Source organism: Paenibacillus sp. OAS669 (assembly GCF_014873645.1).
Taxonomy (GTDB): Bacteria; Bacillota; Bacilli; order Paenibacillales; family NBRC-103111; genus Paenibacillus_S; species Paenibacillus_S vulneris.
This window is the reverse complement of record NZ_JADBDR010000016.1, coordinates 26,457-50,550: the sequence shown is the minus strand read 5'-3', so window position 1 is coordinate 50,550 and position 24,094 is coordinate 26,457. Positions and strand designations below refer to the sequence as shown.

Sequence of the window (24,094 nt, the reverse complement as noted above, 5' to 3'; positions counted from 1 at the left end):
ATTGAAATAAGGCTTTGATTTTTTCGCTCAAATAATGGCTTCCGCCGCGTTCCTGGACCTGCTCGACCATCAAGGAGAGCAAAAGCTGAGGCTTATCGGTGTTGAAGGCGACGAACCAGCCGTTCTCTTGTCCGGCGACGTCCTTTTTCTGCTTCAGCTCGGCGGTGCCCGTTTTGCCTGCCAGACGCAGGCCCTTAATCATCGCGGCATGGCCTGTGCCGACCGGGTTTTCGATGACCTCGACCATTTTATCGGTCACGGTCTTGACGACATCAGGATCAAGCAGCCCGCTTTTCCAAGGCTCGGGCTTGGCTGCATCGCTTAAGAGCAAGGTCGGCTTCAGCATCGTTCCGTTGTTGGTAAATACTGTGTAGGTCGTCGCTACATGAAGTGAATTCATGACGACCTCTCCTTGACCATAGCCGGAGTCGGCCAATTGGATATCGTTCTTCATCTTCGCCGTGTTAGAGAGGGAGGAGGCATCGAACGCAAGCGGGAGGGGCAGCGGTTCACCGAACCCGAACTTTCTGGCATCCTGCATGAATTTTTGCTCGCCCAGCTCCAGCGCCACCTGAGCGAAATAGATGTTGTCCGAATACATCATCGCTTTGGATAAATCGACCTGGCTCTGGGATGAAGACACCCGGGATACGTAATAATTGCCCCAGGATGAATCCTTTTTCCACGTTTTCCCCGTAATTTCCTTCGCTGCATTCGGATCCAATGTGCGCTCCTGCAAGGCGATGGCCGCCGTGATAGGCTTAAACGCCGACCCGGGGGCATAAGCCCGGGCAAAACGGTTCAAAAGCGGCTTGTTCGGATCATCCGTCCAAGCTTTCCACTGATCGGCCGATACGCCGCTAATGAACAGATTGGGATTATACGATGGAGCGCTGACTAAGGCCAGCACTTCCCCTGTCATGGGCTGAATGGCGGCGCCGGACCCCGCGTCCTTGGCAAGCTGCCGGTACAAATCCGATTGGAGAGTCGAGTCGATCGTCAGCTTAATATCTTCACCATCGACCGCCTGACGGCTCGCCAGAGTCGCTTTCTCCTTACCGTCTGCATCTACAATATAGATCCGTCCTCCATCGGTGCCTCTAAGCCTGGATTCCAGGGAAAGCTCCAATCCGGTTTTGCCGATCCAATCGTCTACTGCATATCCTTTGTCCTTGTATTTGGCCAGCTCTTCTGCGGTCAATTTGCCTATGTACCCAACAAGATGGGCGGCTGCCTCCTCCAGGGGGTAGGAGCGCACCTTCTTGGTGCGATAGGTGACGCCGGGGATGGCCGTCAGAGCCTCCAGCCGTTGATCGCCCTTGGGCACAATCGTTACGGGAACGAAATAATCCGGCTTTACCCAAGAGGCATTGAGCAGATTTTGGATTGTTTTCGGGTCCAGCTTTAATAAATCAGCCAGCTTCTGGATCGAAGGGTCCGGAGTTTCCGGGAGCTTCTTCGGGATAAGGCCAAGATCCAGCTTATCTTCGTTAATGGCCAGCCCGAAGCCCTGCCGGTCCAGAATTTCTCCCCGCTGCGCCTTGGTATCCTCGACTCTTACTTTGTCCTTGTCTCCCAGCTTGGGATGAATATAAGCGGAGTCCCACTGGACTCTCCAATTTACGTCTTCTTTGACTATCAGCGCATTCTGGTCATAGGATATGGGTCCATACGTGCTGTTCAGGTTCACGTGCAGTCTGTACGATTTTTTATCCTTGATTTTACGGGAATCGTCCTGCTCGACCGGCAGCCACTGGATGGATAAATCCTTCATGCCGATCCCATCATAGATCGATTTGTGCCGGGTAACGAACGCGGCTGCGTCGATTTTTTGCTTGGAGTCCGTGGAGAGCCAATCGTACATGGCTTCATATTGCTTTTGCTGCCATGCATTTGCGAAGGCTCGCATCGCATCATCCGGGTTCGGCTCATTCCCTTTGCAGCCTGCCATTGCAACCAGCACGCAGGTCAGCGCAAGCAAGCGGCCCCAGGTCACCATTCGTTTCTTTTTCATGCTTCACCATTCCCTTGCATTTCCGTTGCTATCCTATTGTATAGATAAATTTGGCAGGGAAGAATGGCTGCACTCTGATAATCCCCTCACAGCCCACTGATGCGAAAAGGTAACAAAAAAAGGGGGAGATGATCCCCCGTGGATGGTTGAGAAGTCTATAATCTTGAAAAATCTAGTTAACTTCGGTGGGGTATGCCCCTCCAGCCGCTGTTGTTCTTGGGAAATTTTTATCCTATTCGCCTTATAGCGGGGATTTCCCAAAGGTGGATGCTTTCGCTCCTTCGAGGCATCCCCCATCTACGATTCAGTAAAGCTTCGAGTGAAACAGGGTCTCTCAACAACTGCGGCGCCCTCTCCCTTACATCATTTGAGCCGCCTGCTCCATCGAGCTGTCGCCCCGCATCCGCTGCTTGAACTCCTTGGGCGAGCACTGGTTATGCCGCTTGAACAGCTTGTAAAACTGGGCCATATTCGGAATGCCGACGGCGTCACCGATTTCCATAATACTGGCATCCTTGGTCAGCAGGAGCCGTTCGGCTTTTTTAATCCGTTTATAATTCACATAGTCAACAAACGACATGCCCATGACCTTTTTGAAAAACTTAATGAAATAATGATAGCTCAGATTAAGGACGGTGCACGCCTGTTCAATCGCGATTTTCTCGCTTAGATGGGCATCGATATAGTCGAGGGCGGGCTGCAGCCTCATCAGCTCGGCATTGTCGGCCCCTTGAAGCAGATCCCGGTCGTCATGACGCAGAAGGAGCAGCAGCAGCCGGCGGATCGAAGCGCTTATCGCGAGCTCGTACCCCTTGGCCTTGCTTTGGGCTTCCTGATAGATGTCCATAATGAGATCAAACGCCTGCCGCTGCACCTCAGGCTTCTCGCGAAAAATATAGTTCAACTGCCCGAGCGGACGTCTGGCCTCGTTGAAATAAGCCAAGTAAGGCATCGTGCTCTCATCAAAATGCTGGGACAAATCGAACTGGCACACGATATAGCTGAGCGGCATCGGAAGCTCCTTGCGAGTCCGGTGAAGCTGGGAGGAGCCGAACAAATGGACATCGCCCTTCTGCAGCAGTCTTGAATCGTGCTTCGTTTGGATACCCAGACCGCCTTCGGTCAGAATAAGAAACTCCACTTCTTTATGATAATGCCATTTATAGACCTTCGGAATCGATATGGTAGTGCCCGGGCTTTCGATCTGCCAAATTTTCAGGCGAAGCAGAGGATTCTGGTAATCGACGAGCTCATTAAATACAACGGTTTCCGCATCGTCCCACTTCGTCATACGCTTGCCGCAACCCCCGTTTCCACAAAAAGGAAGACTATATTGCATAATAAAATTGACGTTGAAATAAGAATAGTATAGCACGTTTGGACAGGACATGACATTATTGCATACAGATGGGGCAATTTTGAGAATATCTTTTTGTGCGGGGCATCTTATATAATCAAGGTACAAAAAAAGACCTATCAATGGAGGTAATAATCCCATGAGTCAAAAGCTGCGAGTCACGGTGTGGAATGAATTTCGTCATGAAAAAGAGAACGAAAAGGTTCGTTCCGTCTATCCCAACGGCATTCATCAAGCGATAGGAGAGGGCCTCGGAGCCGATGTGGAAGTGTCCTACGCTACTTTGGATGAGCCGGAGCACGGGCTGACGGAGGAAAAGCTGAACAACACGGATGTTCTCATCTGGTGGGGTCACAAGGCGCATGGTGCGGTGGAGGACGCTATTGTAGAGCGTGTCCATAAACGCGTGCTGCACGGCATGGGCTTGATTGTTCTGCATTCCGGTCATTTCTCCAAAATTTTCAAAAAGCTGATGGGTACCTCCTGCGATCTGAAATGGCGCGAAGCCGATGAAAAGGAACGCATCTGGGTTGTGGCTCCAAGCCATCCGATCGTGGAAGGCATCGGTCAATATATTGAATTGGAAGCGGAAGAAATGTACGGGGAGCACTTCGATATTCCTCAGCCGGATGAGCTGATTATGGTCAGCTGGTTTGAAGGCGGAGAGGTGTTCCGCAGCGGCTGCACGTTCCATCGCGGTCAAGGCAAAATCTTTTATTTCCGTCCGGGACACGAAACGTACCCAACCTATTACAACGAACAAGTGCGCCGCGTCATTCGCAATGCAACGCATTGGGCAGCGCCATCGACTCGCGAATATCCGGTCTATGGGAACCATAAGCCATTAGAGACCATCAAGGCCAAGGTACAGCAGGGATAAGCCTGGCGAGGTGATTATTGGCATCGGAAGGCATTGGAGGTCCGGTTGGAGCATAAGCTGCTCTTACCGGGCTTTTTGATGTTATAGCAAAATGCGCCTGCACCTCTAGAAAAGGAGGATAATAGACGTTTTTCTCCCAATGGAAGGGATTTTACAGCAAACCCGTTTACGTCTACGAGGATTTGGCTAAACAGATAATAGAGCCGCCCCTCGCGCAGGTGCAGCTCTTTTTCATTATGAAGAGGTGAAAGGCTTGCAGCCTTATCTGGAAGTGCGCCGTTTGACGCGAGTCTTTTGTACGGGACCGGTTTTGCGTTTGCGGCGCCTTTTGCGTCTGGGGGTTACCTCCAGGCTGTCCCCGTTTTTCTTCTTCAGGAGACCGCCCATCAGCACCTTGACTAGCGGAGCTACTTGTTGTACGCTTTGCACCATGCGCTGTACTTTCGACACCGTATCTACAATGCCTTCGATACCACCGAGCCGATCGATGATTTGCTTGATTTGGCCGATGTTAATGTTGCTGTTCCCGCCGCCTCCCGATCCGCCCAGCAGAGTCGTTAATCCGCCTCCGCCGCCGTTGTTGGTTGTAGGGACAGGGGACTGCGCATAGCTGTTAATTTCCATTCCCGGATATTGAACCGGGTATTGTCCTCCTTCAAAAAAAGAGCCCGGCTGAGTAAAGCTGCGCATCGGATCCCCTTGGTTTCCGATAGTTGGTCTTTGATAAGTCACGGGTTTTCACGATCCTTTATTATGGATTTCTAAGTCACTGGATGCCATTGGCAAAAGGTACAGCTAGACGTACCGAAAATTGGACATAGACGTTTTACCTAATTTAGTCTATGTTATAGGCGAATGAATGGATTGGACTCCTGTCACGGTTTTATCAGCTTTTTGATGTTTTACTTCATTACCGCATAAAAATAGTAAAGAATTGCTAATCTAAAGGGAGGATTTCCTCCATTGGTGTCGAATACATTAATGCAAGAATTGTTAGCAGACCATCATAGGGGTTGAACGAAAACATGCAATTGAAAAAATTAAATGATAAAGCGATCGATCAACTGTTCGAAGCGGTCCTGACGCTTAAAGATATTGAAGAATGCTACGTCTTTTTCGACGATTTGTGCACGGTGAACGAAATTCAGTCCCTGTCCCAGCGTTTGGAAGTGGCCCGGATGCTGCGCAAAGGCAATACATATAACCAAATTGAGGCGGAAACCGGTGCCAGCACGGCTACGATTTCTCGCGTCAAGCGCTGCTTGAACTACGGTAACGACGGTTATAAAATGACGCTGGAGCGCCTTGGACGCTAGCGGAAATGCGCAAGCTTATTCGCCATCCTTCCCGAACGTGAACCGGGAGGGATTTTCTTCGTGTACCAATAAAATCATTGCTGACGGAACTGTCAGGGAAGTTCTGTCCGTTATCCTATCCGGTGACTTTTGCTAAGGAACTTATCTGAAAAAGTTTATTCACAAAGTCGTTGAGCCGCCAGGGAACGGACTCAGCAGGATTATGCTATAATAGGAAAAAGCTGTGTAATAAGCGCGGTCGAACAGCCTGATTACATCGATAGATGGTTTTCTCTCCACATGGGACGTGAACCTGCGAAGTAGACGCAGCAGATGAAAGCTCCCATTGGCGATAAAAACTACCGCAGACCGCGGTCGAACAGCCTGAATTACATCGATAGATGGTTTTCTCGTACAGGGGAGAGGATATTCGTTGGTAAAACACGGCATATTAGTCATAAGTCACGGTTCACGCAGCGAAGAGTGGGTTCGGCTTGTGGACGAAGCGGTCCTGGCGATGCATGTGCCGGCGAATGTTCCGGTATACTCCTCCTTTCTGGAAATCGTGGAGGGGCGTTTGATCCAGGATGGAATCACCGCTTTGGAGATGCAGGGCGTGACAGATATTGTGGTTATCCCGCTGTTCGTTTCTTCAGGAAGCACTCATATCGATGAAATCAGCTATGCTCTCGGCGTTAAGAAGGAGCCTGTCCTTCCGACGGATATGCTTCCATTCGATATAAAAGCAAGGGTGCATTTTACATCGCCCATTGACGACGATCCGGATATAGCAGCTATCCTCTACGAGAAATTGAAGCCGCTATCGGCCGATCCTTCACAGGAAATCGTCCTGTTAGTAGGGCACGGAAGTGTAGAAAAAGGGTTCTACGAGCCGTGGCAGGACGGCATGCTGAAGCTGGCGATGCGCATTCAAGCGCTGGGCGGCTTCGATGAGGTCGATACGGCCATGCTGCTGCCCGATCAAATACCAAGCAAGCTGAACAAGTGGAGCGAGTGTAAGCCGCATCATACGGTGCTGGCAGCGCCGCTATTCTTAAGCGAAGGGTACTTCACGAACGAGGTAATTCCTTCTCGTATGCAAGGCTATACATATAAATATAATGGGAGAGCGCTGTTGCCGCATCCTCTGCTGACTCGGTGGATGGAGCGGCAGGCGGCTCCTTTTTTGGAGTGGTAACCATGCAGCAAATCGAGGCGAACGGGTGAATAAAGGAATGACCAAACGTGCAAGACTGATATACAATCCAACTTCCGGCAGGGAAGAAATGAGAAGGCGGCTGCCTGAAATATTGCAGCGGCTGGAGCGGGGCGGGCTGGAGACGTCCACGCACGCCACGATCGGCGAAGGCGACGCGACGCTTGCCGCAGCGGATGCGGTGGAGCGCGGCTTCGACGTGATCATTGCAGCGGGCGGCGACGGTACGCTGTATGAAGTGATCAACGGCATGGCGGAGAAGCCGCACCGTCCTCCGCTTGGGATTCTGCCTCTGGGCACGACCAACGACTTTGCCCGGGCTCTTAATATACCGCGCAGCTGGGAAGGTGCGGTCGATGTCATTTTGCAGCAGCATTCGAAGGTAATCGATGTCGGCAAAATGAATCAGCGCTACTTCATCAACATTGCCGGCGGAGGCTCTCTGACCGAGCTGACTTACGAGGTGCCGAGCAAGCTGAAGACGATGATCGGCCAGCTGGCCTATTATATGAAGGGACTGGAGAAGCTGCCGCGGCTTCGTCCGATCGAGCTGCATATCCGGACCGACGAAGCGGAATTCCACGAGGAAGTGATGCTGTTCCTCATTTCGAACAGCAACTCTGTAGGAGGCTTTGAGCGGTTGGCGCCCGACGCTTCCCTCAATGACGGCTTGTTCGATGTCCTGATCTTGAAAAAGTGCAATCTCGCCGAATTTATCCGCGTCGTCACCTTAGCGCTCCGCGGCGAGCATTTGGGTGACCCGAACATTATTTATTTTCAAACCCGCAACATTGAAGTGACTTCTCCGGATTATGTGCAGATCAATCTGGACGGTGAATTCGGCGGCACTCTGCCGTGCTTATTCACTAATTTGCCGTCCCATCTTCACATCTTCGTAGACGAGAGCGGTCAATCGGTATATAAAACGAACCCATTGCAGCAGATCAAGCTGCCTTGGAAAACCAAATCTGGAGTGGACGGACATGAGCACGAAGAGCAATAACGGCAGCAGAAGGCCGCAGGGCAAGGGACGACAGCAGGATGGCGCCAAAGACCAAGGCGGCTATCGGAATGCAGGAAGAAAGACGGTGGGTCCTGCGCCAGATTTGAGTGGCCTGCCGGTGGCGAAAAACGAAGAATATGAAGCCGATATTGTCGGCATCGGGCACGAGGGAGAAGGGGTAGGCCGTGTGAACGGCTTTACCCTTTTTATTAAGGGAGCGCTGCCCGGAGAGCGGGTGCTGGTCAAGGTGCTGAAGCTGAAGAAGCAGTATGGCTACGCCAAGCTTCTGCGCATCCTCAAGCCAAGCCCCGATCGTATCGCGGCGCCCTGTCCGATCTACAGCCAATGCGGCGGCTGCCAGCTGCAGCATTTGAGCTACGAAGCGCAGCTCCGCTTCAAGCGGCAGCTCGTGGTGGACAACCTGGAGCGGATCGGTAAGCTTCAGGTAGCCGGAAGCGCCGAGAAGAGCGCGGAGGCGGGTGGAGTTATCGTCCATCCGACGTTAGGGATGGACGATCCTTGGCGCTACCGCAACAAGGCGCAGGTGCCTATCGGCTTCGAAGCGGCCTCGGCCGACCGGGAGGGCGGATTGGTCGGGGGCTTCTACGCCCAAGGCAGCCACCGCATCATCGATATGGATGAGTGCCTCATCCAGCAGGAGAACAACGACCTCGTCGTCGCCGAGGTCAAACGCATCGCCCGTGAGCTGGGGATCCGGGCATATAACGAGGAGACCCACAAGGGCCTGCTGCGCCACGTCGTGGCGCGTTACGGCTTCAACACAGGCGACATCATGGTCGTCCTCATCACGAACGGCGAAAGCCTGCCGTACGCGGACGAGCTGGTCGGCCTGCTGCGCCAGGCCATTCCTGGCATCAAGAGCATCTGCCAGAACATCAACAAAGAGCGGACCAATGTTATCTTCGGCGACAAGACGAAGGTGCTCTGGGGCGACGATGTGATCTATGATACCATCGGAGACATCCGCTTCGCGATCTCAGCGCGATCGTTCTATCAAGTGAACCCCGTACAGACCGAGGTACTGTACGGGAAGGCGCTCGACTTCGCCGGGTTGACCGGCGAAGAGACCGTGATCGATGCCTACTGCGGCATCGGCACGATTTCGCTGTTCTTGGCGCAGCGCGCTCGCCAAGTGTACGGCGTCGAGATCGTCGGCGAAGCGATCGACGATGCTCGGCGCAATGCGCGGCTGAACGGCATCCGCAACGTTCAGTTCGAGACCGGCGCGGCCGAGGTTGTCATCCCCGAATGGCGTCGGCAGGGCATCGCCCCCGACGTCATCGTGGTTGACCCGCCGCGCAAAGGCTGCGACGCCGCGCTGCTCGATACGATCCTCGAGATGCGTCCATCTCGAGTGGTGTATGTGTCGTGCAATCCCTCGACCCTAGCGAGGGACTTGCAGGTGCTCGCGGCGGGCGGCTACACCACCGTCGAGGTCCAGCCGGTGGATATGTTTCCGCATACGGTGCATGTGGAGTGTTGTTCACTATTAGTTTGGAACGGAAATAACGAATGAGAAGTTAATGTGGGATTGCCCTCTCTTCATTGAGAGGGTATTTTTTTGTCTTCACAAGGGAGCGGGAGTTGGATGGATAGACACTCGGGGGGTGGTTTACAGCTAAATGATTGTCACTATTATCAATTTCGGGCAGTACACATCTACTCAGCAACCAGACGCAAAAATTTTATCGATACGAAAAGGCAAATACCAACATATGGTACAATGGATTTAGGTCATTGTTCTAATGGAAGTTGTTTGGGGGGGGAGATAAATGGAACGAGAAGTATTATGGAAGACGTTGATGATGAATGGTTCTATCGTTATGTTTTGGAGACAAAGCATATTAGAAAAATACGTTGAAAATATAATGGAACAAGGATTTGATCCGATATTATCCCTAGTGGTGAAGGCTTTGTGCTTGTCTTCAAGAACTTCGACAAATTCAATGCACGAGATAAAGACACTGCGTATCATGTGCTTGACATTATCCAAAATAGTTCTTGGAGATTACTTGTCGGAAATCAAAAGAAGTTGATAGCTTTTTTGCATTCAAATGACCCTCGGTTACATATTCAATCACTGGGAGCATTACCTGTACTTTGGAACAATGAAGAATGGCTTAATAAAAGCAGAGGAGTTTAGCCAAAAATCCTATGGGTATGATGTAGAGACTTGGAATAGAAAAGGAGATCATTAATTGAAGGTAAGAAAACTAACAAAAACTCAATTCAAAGAGGCTTTCAAACGAGGACTAGGTAACTCATATATCGAGTTAAAAGAGAGCAATAATCGGGAAAAGTACAAGGATATTGTCTTATGGTCATGTCTTCATAACACTTGCTATGACATGCAATGTGAAGGCGGGCGTGGAATCTTTTTATACGATGCAATTTGTCTGTTCGAAGATAGGAGCTTTTTTGAAGAGGCAATAATCCAAAAGTTTATGCAAAAGAATCTAGATACATGGTTATTCGATCAGTTATGCGAGCTTTTGTATTTATTTTCAGTAGATGGTAGCGTTAGAGCGAGGGAATCATTATATGAAAAATATAATACATTATTCGGATTTCTTTCACATCGCGCCAATCGTTTAGAAAGGGATAACTTTGAATGGCTTTGTGTATGGTTAACATCGCTAGATGGATTTCCTGCATTCAAGAGCATTGTAAAACAGCTTGGTGAGTATTTATTAAGAAATCGTGATGTTTTGAATATGGATTGGTTCTATTCAAACGCGAAAAATAAGTTTGGGGATAAACGTGTCGATACATTTTTGCAAAACAATGCGATTAAATTTGATTATGTAAAAGCTTTTCTAAACTCTGTATCACGCACCACGATTCAAAATAGACAAAGTATTGATTCACCAACATTAGAAGAACTCATTGAAGCATCAAGAGAAAAGCGAAGCCGTGGTCTTGCACTTCGTTTTGCAAAAATTGCATCAGAGGATGATTTGATTAAATTAGCGAGATACTCTATGGAGGAAACGAATTTTGAAATAAAGTTAGAATTATTATGGACTTTTAGGAAGGTTCGTTTCCCATTGGATGAGCAGTTTATTTTCGAACTTGCCGAAAGTGATAATCAATCAATACGTGATGTAGCTTTTGAAATAATGCGGCATTTACCGTCAGATCGGATTCACGACTTTGCAATAAATCTTCTTAAACAAAAGAAGGAACTAGCAAATGCTCTAACTCTCCTATGTTATTGCTATAAGTCTGAGGATGAAACTGTCCTACTCGAAGGCATTCAAAGTCTGACAGTATCTTATGATGAAGGCGAATGGCATGGTGTCTTTATGAGCGTTGAGGATTTATTAGATAAGCGATCAGTTAAGATTAATCCCTCCGTTTATATCTACATGTATCGACAAACACTGTGTTCATATTGTCGCCATACTCTGATTCAAGGAATGTCCAAAAGAAAAGTTCTCCCCCAAGAGATTTTAGAAGAATGTTTGTATGATAGCTATGAGGATACAAGAAAGTTTGCATTGCGAAAACTAAAGAAACTTCGTTAATAAGCCATGTGTGGGCATTCCTACACGTGGCTTAACTTTTTTTAATAAACCAGTTGACATACTCGGTATGGGCGGGTATTATAAGGATATTAAGACATACTAAGTATGGCGGTGATGAAAATGATTGGTCTACAGTACATAGCTGATACGTTCCACATGGAGTACAAGACAGTAGCTGAGAAAATCGGTGTCTCTAAGCAAACTTTTCAGGATTGGATTAAAGAACGCAGGAAAATACCGCAACAACGATTGGAACAACTTTCAGAGTTATTTGGCGTCAAGGAATTAGGACTTTTCCAAAAGGAACTTACGGATGCGGAAAAAAGAGACATTCAAATTCTCTACTTCCATATCACAGATGAGTGGGTTGAGGTTGAATATCCTCATGTAGATGAGGATGGGAAAGAAATCATCATTAAGCAACAAGTATCTCAGAATGAAGGAATCATCCGTTATCTTCATGAACGTGACGAAGAAGCGAGGTTCATTGAATGTGTTCAGCAAGTTGTCAGCGATGATTTAGTCGACGGTAACGAGAATAAACGCCTTATCGAACAATTGCTAACAGTCCTCGATAAAGAACCTCATCGCAAGTCCATTGAACTTGTACTGCATTATTTGACGGATTATCAGAGCAACAAGGATTGGGGAGGGATTCACCCCTCTGTAAGCAAGTACGAGCATAATGGCTTTTTCGAAAAACTAGATAATTTACTCAAAGAAAATGGATTGTCCATCGATTAGGAGGTGATAGTGATGCCATACAGTGTCCCGTTCTTATAACATGTCTAATCTCGTCCAAGATTGTAGGTTACATGATCATTTACTAATAACAAAAAGGGGTTTGATAAAAAAAGATGTTTGATACTGTACAACTAAGAGCAAGATTTATTGATCTTGATTCACATTACTTGAATCAACACAATCCGAAGTCATTTACCTCCTATAACAGCAGTACAGGAGAACTCCGTACCACATATAAGGTATATGACGAACTTTTGCCATACATCACTTATTATGACGGTAGCCATATGCTTGATGTTCAAGTCTCCATTCCAAAGCTGTTATTTGGGAACAATGTTCAGCAGGTTACAGAAACGGATATACCAGTATTCTTTGATCGACTTCAAGAACGACTAGAACAATTATTCTTTGTAAAAATTCCGCACTCTAGTTGGACAGTCATCCGATGTGATGTAAGTTGGAACTTTCAAGTGGGTAATGAAGTTCCCAAGTATGTCAGATTGCTAAGTAAACAGAAATTTGCTTTCAAGAGTACCATAACATACAACCAAGATCAGACAGTCGAATACAGAAACAAAAGTAGCAGAATCATCTTCTACGACAAAGAAGCACAGCTAACCAAGATGAAAGAGCCAGATTATATCATTGAACAGTCAAGAGGTTTACTTCGCTTAGAGATCAAGCCAAGTACCAATGATATGAAGAAGTTTTCTCCAACTAGATTAGCGGTTGAGTTAATTGGGAAGCCGTTCTTTGAATACATGACGGGGAAAGTACTTGGGGAAATTGAATACCCGCCAGAGTTTGATGAGCTGGATTTATCGTGGCTACTAGAGAACAGAGTAAACATAGCCCAGATTGAACGAATGCTAGGGTTTCAACGACTACAAGAGATGTTCGATGAACAAACGCTACGAAAAATATACACTTCTTCAACATATGCCAATCGAAAAACTGAGGCAAAAAAAATGACAATTCCCAGAGGGAACTGTCTCAGTCCATTGACGATTAGCCAATAGATAACACTTCCGTCGATAAGGACACGTTATTTTGCCGATAACGATAAAAAGTCCAAGATCGTGGAATAAATTAAACAAACCTAGTTCTTATTTTACTTAATAATAAAGATAAAGCAACTGCCTTACATTGAATATTATTAGCCCAACGATAACCACTAATCGATAAACATAAGGAAATTACTAAACAAAACATAAAATGCAAGGGGTGTGCTTCGAGAGAGGGAATATTTTGATGAATGTTATTCGTGTGTATAATCCTAATGCAACTGCTTCATTCATGAGCCTATTCATGCCAATTGTAGAAGATCAAATAGGCAAAATTGTAGATAAAATCACTAGACAAGAGAATGAAAATGTACCCACATTACCTTCTCATAACCAAGAAAATTAAGGGAGAACATGGTTATGAGATGCGCAATATATTTAAGGGTTTCTACTAATAAGGAAGAACAGAAATCATCCTTGGATAATCAGAGGGATTTATTCTATCGTTACATTGGGGATAAAGGTTGGGACGTGCATGAGTTTTACGTTGATGTTGAGACAGGTACTACTGACAAGAGAGCAAGTTTACAACGCCTCATAAGCGATGCGAAACAACGTAAATTTGATGTTATTCTTGCGAAGGAATTGTCCCGCCTTGCACGTAACGGTAAATTGTCGTATGAAATACGTGATATTGCTCAAACAAATCGTATTCATATCATCACGTTAGATGATGCAGTAAATACCATGGAAGGTCGTTCTGAAAATTTTGGTTTATACGCTTGGCTTTATGAACAAGAATCACAGAGAACATCTGAAAGAATCAAGTCTTCGTTTGCTTCTAAAGCACGTAGGGGGGAGTTTAAGGGGTCTATCCCCCCTTACGGATATAATGTTGTAAGCGGAGTTCTATCTCTACGAGAAGACGATACTCCCATAGTAGTGAGACGAATCTTTCAGTTGTATTTACAGGGTATTGGGTTCGATGCCATTGCAAGAACGCTTACTCGCGAAGGTTATCAAACTCCTTCACAGACGGTAGGAAAAAAGAACGCAGGTATGTATTGGAATGGGTCGACAATAAAGCTGATTCTGACTAACCCTCACTATACTGGTGATTTAGTACAAGGCAGAGAGACGACAATTAGTGTTACTGTCAAAACAAGAGACAAGGTTTCTTTGGATGAGCAAATTGTGATACCCAATACCCACCCAGCTATCATTAGTCGGGAACAATTTCAAATGGTTCAAGATATGATGAATGGACGAAAGAAGAAGCGTCCCAAATGTAAGAAGCACCTTTTCACAAATGTCGCTTTTTGTGCTGATTGTGGTAAAAGTTTGTGGTACATTAAACATCGTGAAGGTTATGTTTGTGGAACGCACTTAAAGCACGGTAAACATGCTTGTGGACAACACACTATTAAAGAAGCTAGACTGATAAGTATTATCTTAGATGATATTCGGGAACTCTCTAGGACGTTAGATGAAACAGCGGTTTTAATTAAGATCAAAGCAACTGCTGAAAAAGAACGAAAGATACGTGAAAAGCAGGTTGCTGAACTAGAGAAAAGAATCATTCGACTCAAAGATTCTAAGAATGCCTTGATAAAAAAACTCGTTGATGGTACTGTCTCGGATTCTGACTACCAAGAATATGTTGCTACTTCAAATCATGAGATACAACAATTACAGGCACAGGTTCAGCAACATAGATTTTCCTCTCAGAGTAATTCTCAATTTGACTTAGAGCGATTGAAGAACGAAATACAATCATTCTTAAAGCTAGATGAGCTGACCCCAGAAATGCTTCACCAGTTGGTTGATAAGGTCGAAGTTCAAGCGGATGGAACACCTAAGATATATTATCGATTTACCACTCCAACATGAGCAAGACGCAATGATTTGGATATATCATCGGTGATTTGTTAGTGACCAACATACGACACATGTGGAGTGTACAGTGTTGCTAAAACGAAGGGAGCCGTAAGTTGTGCTTACGCTCCCTGCTGTACTTCTGGATTACGGAAGTTATAGTGTATTTTGATAGTGCCGCCTTCATAAACCTCAATTTTATGAATGAGCTTGTCTACAATACACTTTAGAATTTTTTCGTTCTCAAAATTAAGGCTTAGGAGAGTTTTGACCTGCTTTTCAAAGGAGCGGAATCGGCTCTCCTTTTCTCATCACGCTGCATGAATCGGCTTAGTTCAGCTTTACGTTGCTCCAAGGCTTCTATCTCTCCTCCAGTATAAGAATGTAGCCTTCTCCATTCCTCCTTAGTAATTTCCCCTTCTAATTGTTGCTCAAGAAGGCTACTTTGTTTGCGAATAAAGAGGTTAACCTTTTTTCAATTTGGTTAAGCTCTTTTCTGTAATTGGTTTGCTGATTCTTCGTTTCCGTATCGACCATCTCCTTAAGTTTTTTAATATGCACTCTCCCGCCAAGTTTTAATTCCTTTAATGCCTCTTTCACTTGGGTTAGGAAAGAATCATACTTAATGAGATGAGAGGAACAATACTGCCTACCGTATTTACCATACCGTCCGCATTGATAGCCATTCCTGTCCTTCTTGTAGTGCATTCCCATACCACAATCAGCACATATGGCAATATGTGCGAAGATACTTTCCTGACCATTACTCCTTTTCAATCCCTTGTGTTTTAACTTCTCCTGAACTTGATGAAACTCATCCTCCGAGATGATGGCGGGATGAGTATTCATCACTCCGATTTGGTTTTCAGGTGGAATGATTGTACGTTTCTTAATCCTAATACTCTTAACCTGACTCCTGTGCTGTATCATATGCCCCATGTAAGCTGGATTGGTTAGAATTAGTTTAATCGTACTTTGTTGCCATGACTCACCAGCATTTTTTGCTCCAGCAATAGTTCTAGGAGTAGGGATTTTATTGTCACACAGGTACTTGGATATTCGGCTTAGTCCCCAGCCCTCATATAAATAAAGACGGAAGATATCTCTTGCTATGCTTGCATATTGAACGTCCAATACAAGACTATTTCCATCCCGTTTGTAGCCGAAGGGCGGGAGGGAACCGTTAAATCCTCCTTTAACTGCTTTTTCAGTTCTCCCCCACTTAACACGTGCAGAGGTTCCTTCGCTCTCTTTCTGTGCAAAGCTTAGGTATACCATGAATTGGAACTCATCGACTGATAGGGTATCGATATTTTGTTCCATAAATATCATACCGATACCTAGCTCGTCCATCTCCCGCTTCATGTTAATACCATCTTGGTTGTCACGTGCGAAGCGGGATATGGATTTGAATAGAATATAGTCGAATCGCTTTGCTCGAGCATCATTCAGTAACCGTTGCATTTCACGACGATTTTTCACATTAACGCCGCTTACACCTTCATCTGAATAGACGCCATAAATAGTGCCGCCTTTTTCTTCCACATATCGTTGAAAGTACGATATTTGATTAACGATACTATCTTTTTGGCTATCTAATTTAGTACTTACTCTTGCATAAATAGCATACCGCATAGGTAGTTCCTCCTGAATTAGTTTCACTTAACCTATACGAGGTGCTCTCGCCATAATTTAGCCCGCTTAACTGTTAAATTCCCCTATCGTATAGATGTGGTAGGAGGGAGGGCGAGGAGACGTGAATCAGGAAGCCGAATACATTGGAACACAGTCAATTCAAGAGTCGCTAGAACAGCTAATAGTTGAATTAGTACGAGCGGGACTTATAACAGTCCATTTTGAGTAAGTCTAGTACAGAACGCTTCCTCGTCCTTTATTACATGGACTATGTGAAGCCGTTTTTCTTTTGCGTCTATTGACCTCTCAAATCAATTTCTAGCGTCTTTTACTCCCTGATGATCTTCTCCATCTATAGTGCCCTCCCGCCTCCCTAGTCGCCTTGTAGCGACTTCTATGCTAACGATTGGGGAACGGGGGATAAACTATTCAGTTTTCAAAGAACTGTAAGCAGGAATATATTAGGGATTGTTTCGAAAGTCAAGAAAAATAAATGGTTGGAATTAATGTTTTCTTCTAAGAAATATACCCCCCTATGCCTTGGAACGGAGCGATTTTGGAGTTTTGGTCAGAGAGCGACGTGATTTTTCTAGGAACAAATTGCAGAGATTTGGTGCTTGCTTCTATAAAAAACCCCCCGACCAACGGAGTTGGGCGGAGGATTATGATTATAACTAGAATAATAAAAGATAATAACATGATAATAATAGGGTTTAATTAATAGACAGGGTTGTAGCAGTTTTTATTATCTTTAGGTATAATTTTTAGCTAGTGTGAGCTTGGAAAAGAGCATGAAATATTAAATTCTCTTTATTAATTCTAAAATTTTCTCATCAAAAAGGCCGCTATAAAGCGGCTAGGAACATTGTCGGCCTTGTTTTGCCAAACATATTTTATAGAGCTCTCCGATTTTCTCAGATACTTCATATATCACTTTATTATACTCATCAATAAAGTTTTGGTCATATGAAGCAGCCAGTCGGAAAATGAATGGCATATAGAACACCTGGGTATTCACAAACATAAGTGATGCCTCTGTGTAACAATGAACGGAAGCAGCAAGAGAATCGGGATTTTCAAATGTAGTTTCGATAGACTCCCAATTGCTAATCTGTTGCCTCCTGTTCCAATGAACCCATTCGCTAAGTAGGACATAGGGATTCTTTGATAGAGACAATATTTTATATCGGTTTCTTTGATTAAAATAACGCCGAACATCTATAAATCCTTTTTCCTCAAGTACTTTAATAGCGTTCATACTGCTACTCCTCGACAAATTGGTAGCTCCCCTAATAATTAGTTCGGGAACGGAGCAATATCCAATTTCATCACTATCTTCATTTGAACTTGCCCACGACACAAGCTCAAATAATACTTGTTTTTCAGATTGCTGTAAAAAGTAACAGCGTCTTAATATATCGGGAATAGGTAAATAATAACCAGTGTTTATCGAATAAAGTTCTCCCGATACATCTCCTACTTCTTCAAAAGGTCTGAATATCATTTTCTCTAAGAACTTCTTCACAAGAAATATCCCCTTTCACTTTAACTATCCATTCCGTACACTATACCTATACGTATTAGGAAAAAATGAGTTAAGAGGATGGTAGCTCTGTGGTGATAACCTTGATTGTAAGCCTGTGTACCATGCTGTCCCACAATTCTTAAATTTGCTTGGTGATCTCTTCTCTCAAATAGCTGATAATAAAGGTGCGGTGCGGGGATATGATACAATCGCTGCCGCACCTTAACGCAACATTTTGAGAAAATGGTGTTCGCACTATGTATAAATAATAAGTTGACGGTAGCATGAGGTATAATAGTAGGAAATCGCCGTCGAATAAAGGATTTATTAGTTGGTTTATGGAATAAGATTAATGGACTAAATTCAAAGTGATTTATCGTTGTGTGCAGCGTGGATGGGTTCCGATAATTGTCTAATATACAGAATCACGTTTGATAAGAACACATATTTTTCATACTTGATAAAGACCTTGAGGGATATCGACCTGAGAGTGGGAAAGTTGATAGTGGTAACTCGAAGGTTGAATTGATAAAATATATGTCAGTGAGTATGAGTGGTTAGGATTGTAAAAGATCGAAATTCTGTATATATTGGCTCTGAATTAAGCGTATAGAATGTTGTTATCAAGCATTTATGGAGGAAAATAATGCCGAACAAAAAGCTGTCCAAAGCAAAAACCGCTAAAAAAGATGAATTTTATACCCGTTATGAAGATATTCAGGCGGAGTTAAATAATTACGAAGAACATTTTAAAGGTAAAACAGTTATGTGCAACTGCGACGATCCATATGAGTCCAATTTCTCCAAGTTCTTTTTGAAGAATTTTAATTATCTTGGGCTGAAGCGCTTGATTTGCACATCTTATAGTGGTTCGCCTGTAATAGGAAAGCAGTTAACGCTTTTTGACGATTTAGAGGAACTTGTAACTACCAAAAATGGATATGTCATGGATATAACTGAAGTTCCAATGGAAAATGGGCGTGGCGTATCAGACAACGATATTGATCGTCTTTTGAAGTCAAAAAAAAAGGGTGTAAAAAAGCTTAAAGGTAGCGGTGATTTTCGTTCTGAAGAATGTGTTGAGTATTTAAAGCAGTCTGATATTGTCGTAACGAATCCTCCATTTTCGCAATTCAAAGAATATGTTGCTCAACTTATGGAATATAACAAAAAATTTGTGATTATTGGTAATCAAAATGCTGTTACTTATAAAGAAATATTTCCTCTATTCAAGGACAATAAATTGTGGATCGGAAAAGGTTTTAAAGGAAATGTCGCCTTCTTTGAAAGCCCATACCAAGATTACGCAGTATCGTCTCAGCATAAAGATGGTCTGATTAGGGTTTCTGGCGTAATGTGGTTTACAAACTTAGATTTGAATAAACGCCACGAAAATCTAATCTTATATAGAAGATATAATCCTGACGATTATCCCAAATATGTGAACTTCGACGGCATTGACGTTAATTTAACATCGGAAATACCATGTGATTATGAAGGTGTGATGGGTGTTCCAAAAACATTTATGGATAAGTACAACCCTGATCAGTTTGAAATAATTGGATATGAACGTGAAGATGAAATTACAAAAGCTGGTATCAGAAATATACCGGAAGATTTTTTGGAAACTTACAGAAAGCAAGGCGGGACAGGTCATTACACAAAAGGGATGAAGAATCTTTGCTATTATGATAATACGGGTAAAGCAAAAATTGCGTTTGCCCGAATTCTAATCCGTAATAAGAACCCTGAGAAAGGAGGCCTATAAATGAATATTACACAGAAGCAAATAAAAGTACGTGATGTTTTTAACAACTATATTGATAATGGTGACGATGGTGTTTTTGCATATGATGGGAAACTCACCGTCCGTCCGCCATACCAGCGTGAATTTGTGTACGATCAAGAGCAAGCAGAAGCCGTAATACATACTGTTCTTAGAGGATTTCCACTGAATGTGATGTATTGGGTAAAGGTCGGCGATGATGAATACGAGGTACTTGACGGTCAGCAACGAACTCTTTCTGTTATGCAGTATTTGAAACACCAATTTCCGATTACATTAAACTCCAAAAAGTATTATTGGGACTCTTTACCCAATGATACATTCGAAGTGATAATGGACTATGAGTTTGTGGTCTATATTTGCGAAGGTAGCGAATCGGAAAAACTTGAATGGTTTAGAGTCGTCAATATTGCAGGGGCGCGTTTAACTGACCAAGAATTGCGGAATTCCGTGTATACAGGCAAATGGTTAACAGATGCAAAACAACACTTTTCAAAAAGGAATTGTGCGGCCAAACGCCTTTCGGATAGATATATTACAGGTGATCCAAATCGTCAGGAATTACTTGAAAAAGCATTAAAAGGAATTTGTGAATATCAGGATATTAAAGATATTACAGATTATATGTCAGATCATAAGGCTGATTCAGATGCTGATGAATTATGGCAATATTTCCAAGATGTAATTCATTGGGTTGAAAAGATTTTCCCAAAATACTATTCAGATATGAAAGGTATAGATTGGTGTCATCTATACAATACCTATCATTCCAATACATACAATTCGTCTCTTATGAATACTGAAGTTAAGCGGTTGCACGAGGACGAAGATGTGCAAAAACAGAAAGGCATTTATGAGTTTCTGTTATGCAAAGATCAAGATCCATTTGCAGGACGTTTACTGAGTCTTAGAGCCTTTGATAAGCGTGATAAAATGACTGCATATAGCCGTCAGAACGGAATATGCCCAATCTGTACGCAGCATTTTGAGTATGATGAGATGGAAGGTGACCATATTAAGCCGTGGAGCAAGGGAGGTCATACCGTTCCTGAAAATTGTCAAATGCTTTGCAAAGACTGCAACGGGAAAAAGAAGGATAAGTACTAAAGTATTCATCTCGGCACATGTAGAATGAACTTAATATTAAATATAACAGCTCTCAGCGTGCAGACTGGTTAATATTTTTGATTTTAATTTTTGGTCGTAAAGCAGTAACGGCGGTTCTTGGAAATGGATGTTTAGTGGTAGCTTCAATTATTGGCATCATTTTCATAATTATGATTTTCAAATAAATTGGTCAATACATAAGTCGTGGTGTATGGGAAGATGTATTTATTACGGCTGGAATGATAATTGCATTACCTCTGTGTTTCTTTGCAATGGGTGATGGCAGAAAGAAGCAATAGCAAATCAAACAAATGGTGTAGTCATAAATTATTTGGCGAAAGCACTTCGTTAGGTTGTTCTCACTGATTACTCCACACATGTGGAGTGCGTAATATTGATGGAAAGAAGGGGCTAGCCGTTTTTAGGCTACGCCCCCTCTTTTAATGGGTTTTGAAAGTTGTAACTGATTTCGATTGAACCGTCTCCGTGAACGTCTACGGAGTTAATCATTTTGTGAATCATATCTCGTAGGATTTCCTCGTTGCTTACGTCTAACGCGGCGAACTTCATCAACTCCACCTTAAATGCTGATACTCGCGATTCTGTATCGTGTTCGTGGGCTATCTCCGTTTGAAGCCGAGCCGTTAGTTCCTCTAATGTTTGGCGTTCATTCCTGACCGCCCCACAACAAGCGTTAAACATCTCCCTATCAATATCGCCATTAGTCCAATTTCTTGTAAGCTGAACGAGTTCCTTATCCAATTTGGTGATTGCGCGTTGAACCTTATCAAGTTCTTTAACAGCGTTGTTTTTCTTAATTCCTGCCCGTTGAATTGTCACGTCTACTAACGATTTCATGTTCAGGGAGTTTTCAAGTAAGTCCTTTAGATGACTAAGGACAACCTGCTTTAGAGCGTCATGCTTGATGATATGGGAGGAAAACTTTTTAGCCGTGTTCTTCTGATAGGTTGAGCAGACGTAGGATTTACGGTCATTCTTAAAATTCATCCCTGTTCCGCAATCCGCACAAAACGCCACCCTCGCAAATAACGGTTTACGACCTCTGCCCCTGAACACTCGCACAGCTTTTTGCTTCATTTTCTCCTGAACGGCTTCAAACTGCTCACGAGTAATGAGTGGTTCGTGATGGTTAGGAACGACTATCCATTCGCTTTCATCAATCTTAAGCCGTTTCTTGTAGCCGTTGTCTTGAAGGAATTTCTTATCTTTACTGTCAACCTTAGAGCATCCTTGAACCAAGTCGCCAGTATAATGACGGTTAGTTAGAATTAGCCGAATAGATGAATCATGCCATTTATTGCTTTTCTTTCTAGAAGGAAGAATACCTTTTTCATCTAGAAAGTTGGCTATTGCTTGAACGCCCATGCCTTTGTTCAGGTATAAGTCGAATATTAGCTGAACAGTGGGAGCGTGAACAGGGCTGGGAACTAATTTTCCCGGTTTCACTTTGTCGTAGCCAAAGGGCGGCGTACCGTGAAATATTCCTTCTCGTGACTTTACTGCTATCCCCCAACTAATGTTATAAGATGTATCTTCGCTTTGTCTCTGATTGACCGCTGAAATGACAGATAAAATCATTTCATCATCAATCATTCCCTCTCTAGACGAAAACACCTCAACATTATGGCTATGAAGCGTTCTAACAATGTTTATTGTGTCGGGCGTATCTCTTGAAAGCCGAGATAATGCTTTGATTAGAACTACATCAAATAGACCTTTTTCTGCATCGCGAATGAGTCGCTTTAGACTTTCACGCTTAGCCATACTACGACCAGTTATCCCCTCATCAGCATAAACTTCCACCAATCGCCAACCTTTTTCTTTTATGTGGTTCTCAAAGAACGATACTTGGCTTTCAAGCCTGTCCTTCTGACTATCAAGACCTGTGTACTTACTCTTGCATAAATGGCACATCTCATGCACATTCTCCCCCTCTGGAATCATGTTTTTGAGATGTGACAGTATTCGCTTGCTTACTATCGTATGACTGCTCTATCAATGTGTCAACTCGGGATTTAAGTAGCTCTAGCATTATAGTTTGCAGTTGAATATCTGAAGTGAATTTTGCAGTCACTTTCAATATAGTCGCCTCCTTGGTGTACTCAATATCAGTGGTCGTGCCAAGGCTACGAAAATGTGCAAAGATATTAGACTATTAAAAACAAAAAGCCCCGCAACTGATTGGCGGGGCTGTAAGAAGGGAGCGTGAATGTTTCTATTATTGACATGTAATCTTCTGATATACATACCTTCTATTGCTATTCATAATGTTTAAAATGCTGTAAAAAGTACCCCTATTATTCAAATTTCCTCCCCGCCTCGGATTACTTATTTTTCCTAGATACCATCATTACAGACCTCATTTGCCTTAGCTTGCCTTTGCCCCTCTCCTTTCAAATCAAGAACAAACACTCTGATGATTGAACGGACTTAATATGAACCGCTATAGCTTTTTACGTCCCTCTTGTTCAGTCAATGAATCAAATACCTATATTGTATGTAGACAATATTTGAAAGGGGGTGGAATCAATGGAGCAACTGCTAACAATGCAGGAAGCTAAAGACCTTCTGCGGGTTTCTTATCGAACTCTCCACAGACTTGTTTCAAGCCGTTCTATTCCATCTGTAAAGGTTGGGCGGGTTATCAGAATCCCACAATCGGGACTAAGGAATTTCATGCTTCAAGACATGTCAGGAGGTAAAGTCAATGATAATCAACAGTAGGGCGTTCTCACTCACCGAAGCCGCCACAAAGCTAGGCATGACTGAACAAGAGGTGCTACGACTCAGCCAATACGGATACTTGGAGCAATCTAAGCCTGAAAATGGCAGCACACGTATTATTCAGAGCAGTCTTGAAAAGTATGCCGCTAGAAGCGGGATAGCCCTTCAGGAAGTCCGTAAGCCTTCTGTAGGGCGTTCAGAAAGCCTAACAGTTCAAGAGACTATGACCAAGTTAGGACTACTTACTGAAGTCGCCGTACATCGACTCATTCAGGCGGGAAAGCTGAAAGCACAAATGGAAAAAGGTATCTACAAAGTAGATGCAGGAAGCGTAAGAAACTATATTCTAGGAGCGTGACA

21 protein-coding genes are annotated in these 24,094 nt (G+C 44.0%); 15 read left to right on the top strand and 6 right to left on the bottom strand.

What is annotated here, in order from left to right:
- Together GGC63_RS27460 and GGC63_RS27455 are read right to left on the bottom strand one after the other, a co-directional pair.
- Positions 1 to 2,014: penicillin-binding transpeptidase domain-containing protein (locus GGC63_RS27460; RefSeq protein WP_192705031.1), on the bottom strand; the 2,014-nt coding region annotated here is incomplete at its 3' end.
- Between the two features lie 358 nt (positions 2,015 to 2,372).
- Positions 2,373 to 3,305, bottom strand: coding sequence for a helix-turn-helix domain-containing protein (locus GGC63_RS27455; protein ID WP_192705030.1), 933 nt, complete (start codon positions 3,303 to 3,305; stop codon positions 2,373 to 2,375).
- Positions 3,306 to 3,510: 205 nt separating this feature from the next.
- Here GGC63_RS27455 and GGC63_RS27450 point away from each other — a divergent pair, with 205 nt between their 5' ends.
- Positions 3,511 to 4,251: a ThuA domain-containing protein gene (locus tag GGC63_RS27450; RefSeq protein ID WP_079914124.1), complete on the top strand. Its 741-nt coding sequence runs from the start codon at positions 3,511 to 3,513 to the stop codon at positions 4,249 to 4,251.
- Between the two features lie 261 nt (positions 4,252 to 4,512).
- On the opposite strand, the gene GGC63_RS27445 is transcribed toward GGC63_RS27450, so the two are convergent.
- Positions 4,513 to 4,983 (bottom strand): hypothetical protein, encoded by a 471-nt coding sequence (locus GGC63_RS27445; protein WP_192705029.1) that lies wholly within the window; start codon positions 4,981 to 4,983, stop codon positions 4,513 to 4,515.
- 293 nt (positions 4,984 to 5,276) lie between these two features.
- On the opposite strand from GGC63_RS27445, the gene GGC63_RS27440 reads away from it, so the two are divergent.
- From GGC63_RS27440 to GGC63_RS27395, 10 genes are all read left to right on the top strand, one after another.
- Positions 5,277 to 5,567 carry a YerC/YecD family TrpR-related protein gene (locus tag GGC63_RS27440; protein WP_028549983.1) on the top strand — a complete coding sequence of 97 codons (291 nt, stop codon included), beginning with the start codon at positions 5,277 to 5,279 and terminating at the stop codon, positions 5,565 to 5,567.
- A 412-nt stretch (positions 5,568 to 5,979) separates the two neighbouring features.
- Positions 5,980 to 6,744 carry a sirohydrochlorin chelatase gene (locus GGC63_RS27435; RefSeq protein WP_192705028.1) on the top strand — a complete coding sequence of 255 codons (765 nt, stop codon included), beginning with the start codon at positions 5,980 to 5,982 and terminating at the stop codon, positions 6,742 to 6,744.
- A gap of 37 nt (positions 6,745 to 6,781) precedes the next feature.
- Complete coding sequence (locus GGC63_RS27430; protein ID WP_192705027.1) at positions 6,782 to 7,765, top strand: diacylglycerol kinase; 984 nt, start codon at positions 6,782 to 6,784, stop codon at positions 7,763 to 7,765.
- On the top strand, positions 7,746 to 9,302 hold the full coding sequence (rlmD, locus tag GGC63_RS27425) for a 23S rRNA (uracil(1939)-C(5))-methyltransferase RlmD (RefSeq protein WP_192705026.1): 1,557 nt from the start codon (positions 7,746 to 7,748) through the stop codon (positions 9,300 to 9,302). The genes GGC63_RS27430 and rlmD overlap by 20 nt, the downstream gene beginning before the upstream one ends.
- 256 nt (positions 9,303 to 9,558) lie before the next feature.
- Positions 9,559 to 9,822, top strand: a complete 264-nt coding sequence (locus GGC63_RS34680) for a hypothetical protein (RefSeq protein WP_225948545.1) — start codon at positions 9,559 to 9,561, stop codon at positions 9,820 to 9,822.
- Positions 9,823 to 9,984: 162 nt separating this feature from the next.
- Positions 9,985 to 11,313, top strand: coding sequence for a hypothetical protein (locus tag GGC63_RS27415; RefSeq protein WP_192705025.1), 1,329 nt, complete (start codon positions 9,985 to 9,987; stop codon positions 11,311 to 11,313).
- Between the two features lie 120 nt (positions 11,314 to 11,433).
- Positions 11,434 to 12,057 carry a helix-turn-helix domain-containing protein gene (locus tag GGC63_RS27410; RefSeq protein ID WP_192705024.1) on the top strand — a complete coding sequence of 208 codons (624 nt, stop codon included), beginning with the start codon at positions 11,434 to 11,436 and terminating at the stop codon, positions 12,055 to 12,057.
- A 113-nt stretch (positions 12,058 to 12,170) separates the two neighbouring features.
- The gene (locus GGC63_RS27405; RefSeq protein WP_192705023.1) at positions 12,171 to 13,076 is read left to right on the top strand and encodes a hypothetical protein; all 906 of its coding nucleotides are present in this window, start codon (positions 12,171 to 12,173) and stop codon (positions 13,074 to 13,076) included.
- Positions 13,077 to 13,308: 232 nt separating this feature from the next.
- Positions 13,309 to 13,467 (top strand): hypothetical protein, encoded by a 159-nt coding sequence (locus GGC63_RS27400; protein WP_192705022.1) that lies wholly within the window; start codon positions 13,309 to 13,311, stop codon positions 13,465 to 13,467.
- A gap of 14 nt (positions 13,468 to 13,481) precedes the next feature.
- Positions 13,482 to 14,951, top strand: coding sequence for a recombinase family protein (locus GGC63_RS27395; protein WP_192705021.1), 1,470 nt, complete (start codon positions 13,482 to 13,484; stop codon positions 14,949 to 14,951).
- Positions 14,952 to 15,356: 405 nt separating this feature from the next.
- Here the strand turns inward: GGC63_RS27395 and GGC63_RS27390 are convergent, their stop codons facing one another.
- Complete coding sequence (locus GGC63_RS27390; RefSeq protein ID WP_192705020.1) at positions 15,357 to 16,571, bottom strand: recombinase family protein; 1,215 nt, start codon at positions 16,569 to 16,571, stop codon at positions 15,357 to 15,359.
- A gap of 856 nt (positions 16,572 to 17,427) precedes the next feature.
- Positions 17,428 to 18,096: a hypothetical protein gene (locus GGC63_RS27385; protein ID WP_192705019.1), complete on the bottom strand. Its 669-nt coding sequence runs from the start codon at positions 18,094 to 18,096 to the stop codon at positions 17,428 to 17,430.
- Between the two features lie 646 nt (positions 18,097 to 18,742).
- On the opposite strand from GGC63_RS27385, the gene GGC63_RS27380 reads away from it, so the two are divergent.
- On the top strand, positions 18,743 to 19,864 hold the full coding sequence (locus GGC63_RS27380; RefSeq protein ID WP_192705018.1) for an adenine-specific methyltransferase EcoRI family protein: 1,122 nt from the start codon (positions 18,743 to 18,745) through the stop codon (positions 19,862 to 19,864).
- Positions 19,865 to 20,989, top strand: coding sequence for an HNH endonuclease family protein (locus GGC63_RS27375; protein WP_192705017.1), 1,125 nt, complete (start codon positions 19,865 to 19,867; stop codon positions 20,987 to 20,989).
- Positions 20,990 to 21,415: 426 nt separating this feature from the next.
- On the opposite strand, the gene GGC63_RS27370 is transcribed toward GGC63_RS27375, so the two are convergent.
- Positions 21,416 to 22,924 carry a recombinase family protein gene (locus GGC63_RS27370; RefSeq protein ID WP_192705016.1) on the bottom strand — a complete coding sequence of 503 codons (1,509 nt, stop codon included), beginning with the start codon at positions 22,922 to 22,924 and terminating at the stop codon, positions 21,416 to 21,418.
- A 615-nt stretch (positions 22,925 to 23,539) separates the two neighbouring features.
- Between GGC63_RS27370 and GGC63_RS35430 the strand changes: the two genes are divergently transcribed.
- Both GGC63_RS35430 and GGC63_RS27360 read left to right on the top strand, forming a co-directional pair.
- Positions 23,540 to 23,734, top strand: a complete 195-nt coding sequence (locus GGC63_RS35430; RefSeq protein WP_192705015.1) for a helix-turn-helix domain-containing protein — start codon at positions 23,540 to 23,542, stop codon at positions 23,732 to 23,734.
- Positions 23,718 to 24,092 carry a hypothetical protein gene (locus GGC63_RS27360; protein WP_192705014.1) on the top strand — a complete coding sequence of 125 codons (375 nt, stop codon included), beginning with the start codon at positions 23,718 to 23,720 and terminating at the stop codon, positions 24,090 to 24,092. Before GGC63_RS35430 ends, GGC63_RS27360 begins: the two co-directional genes overlap by 17 nt.
- Positions 24,093 to 24,094 lie beyond the last annotated feature (2 nt).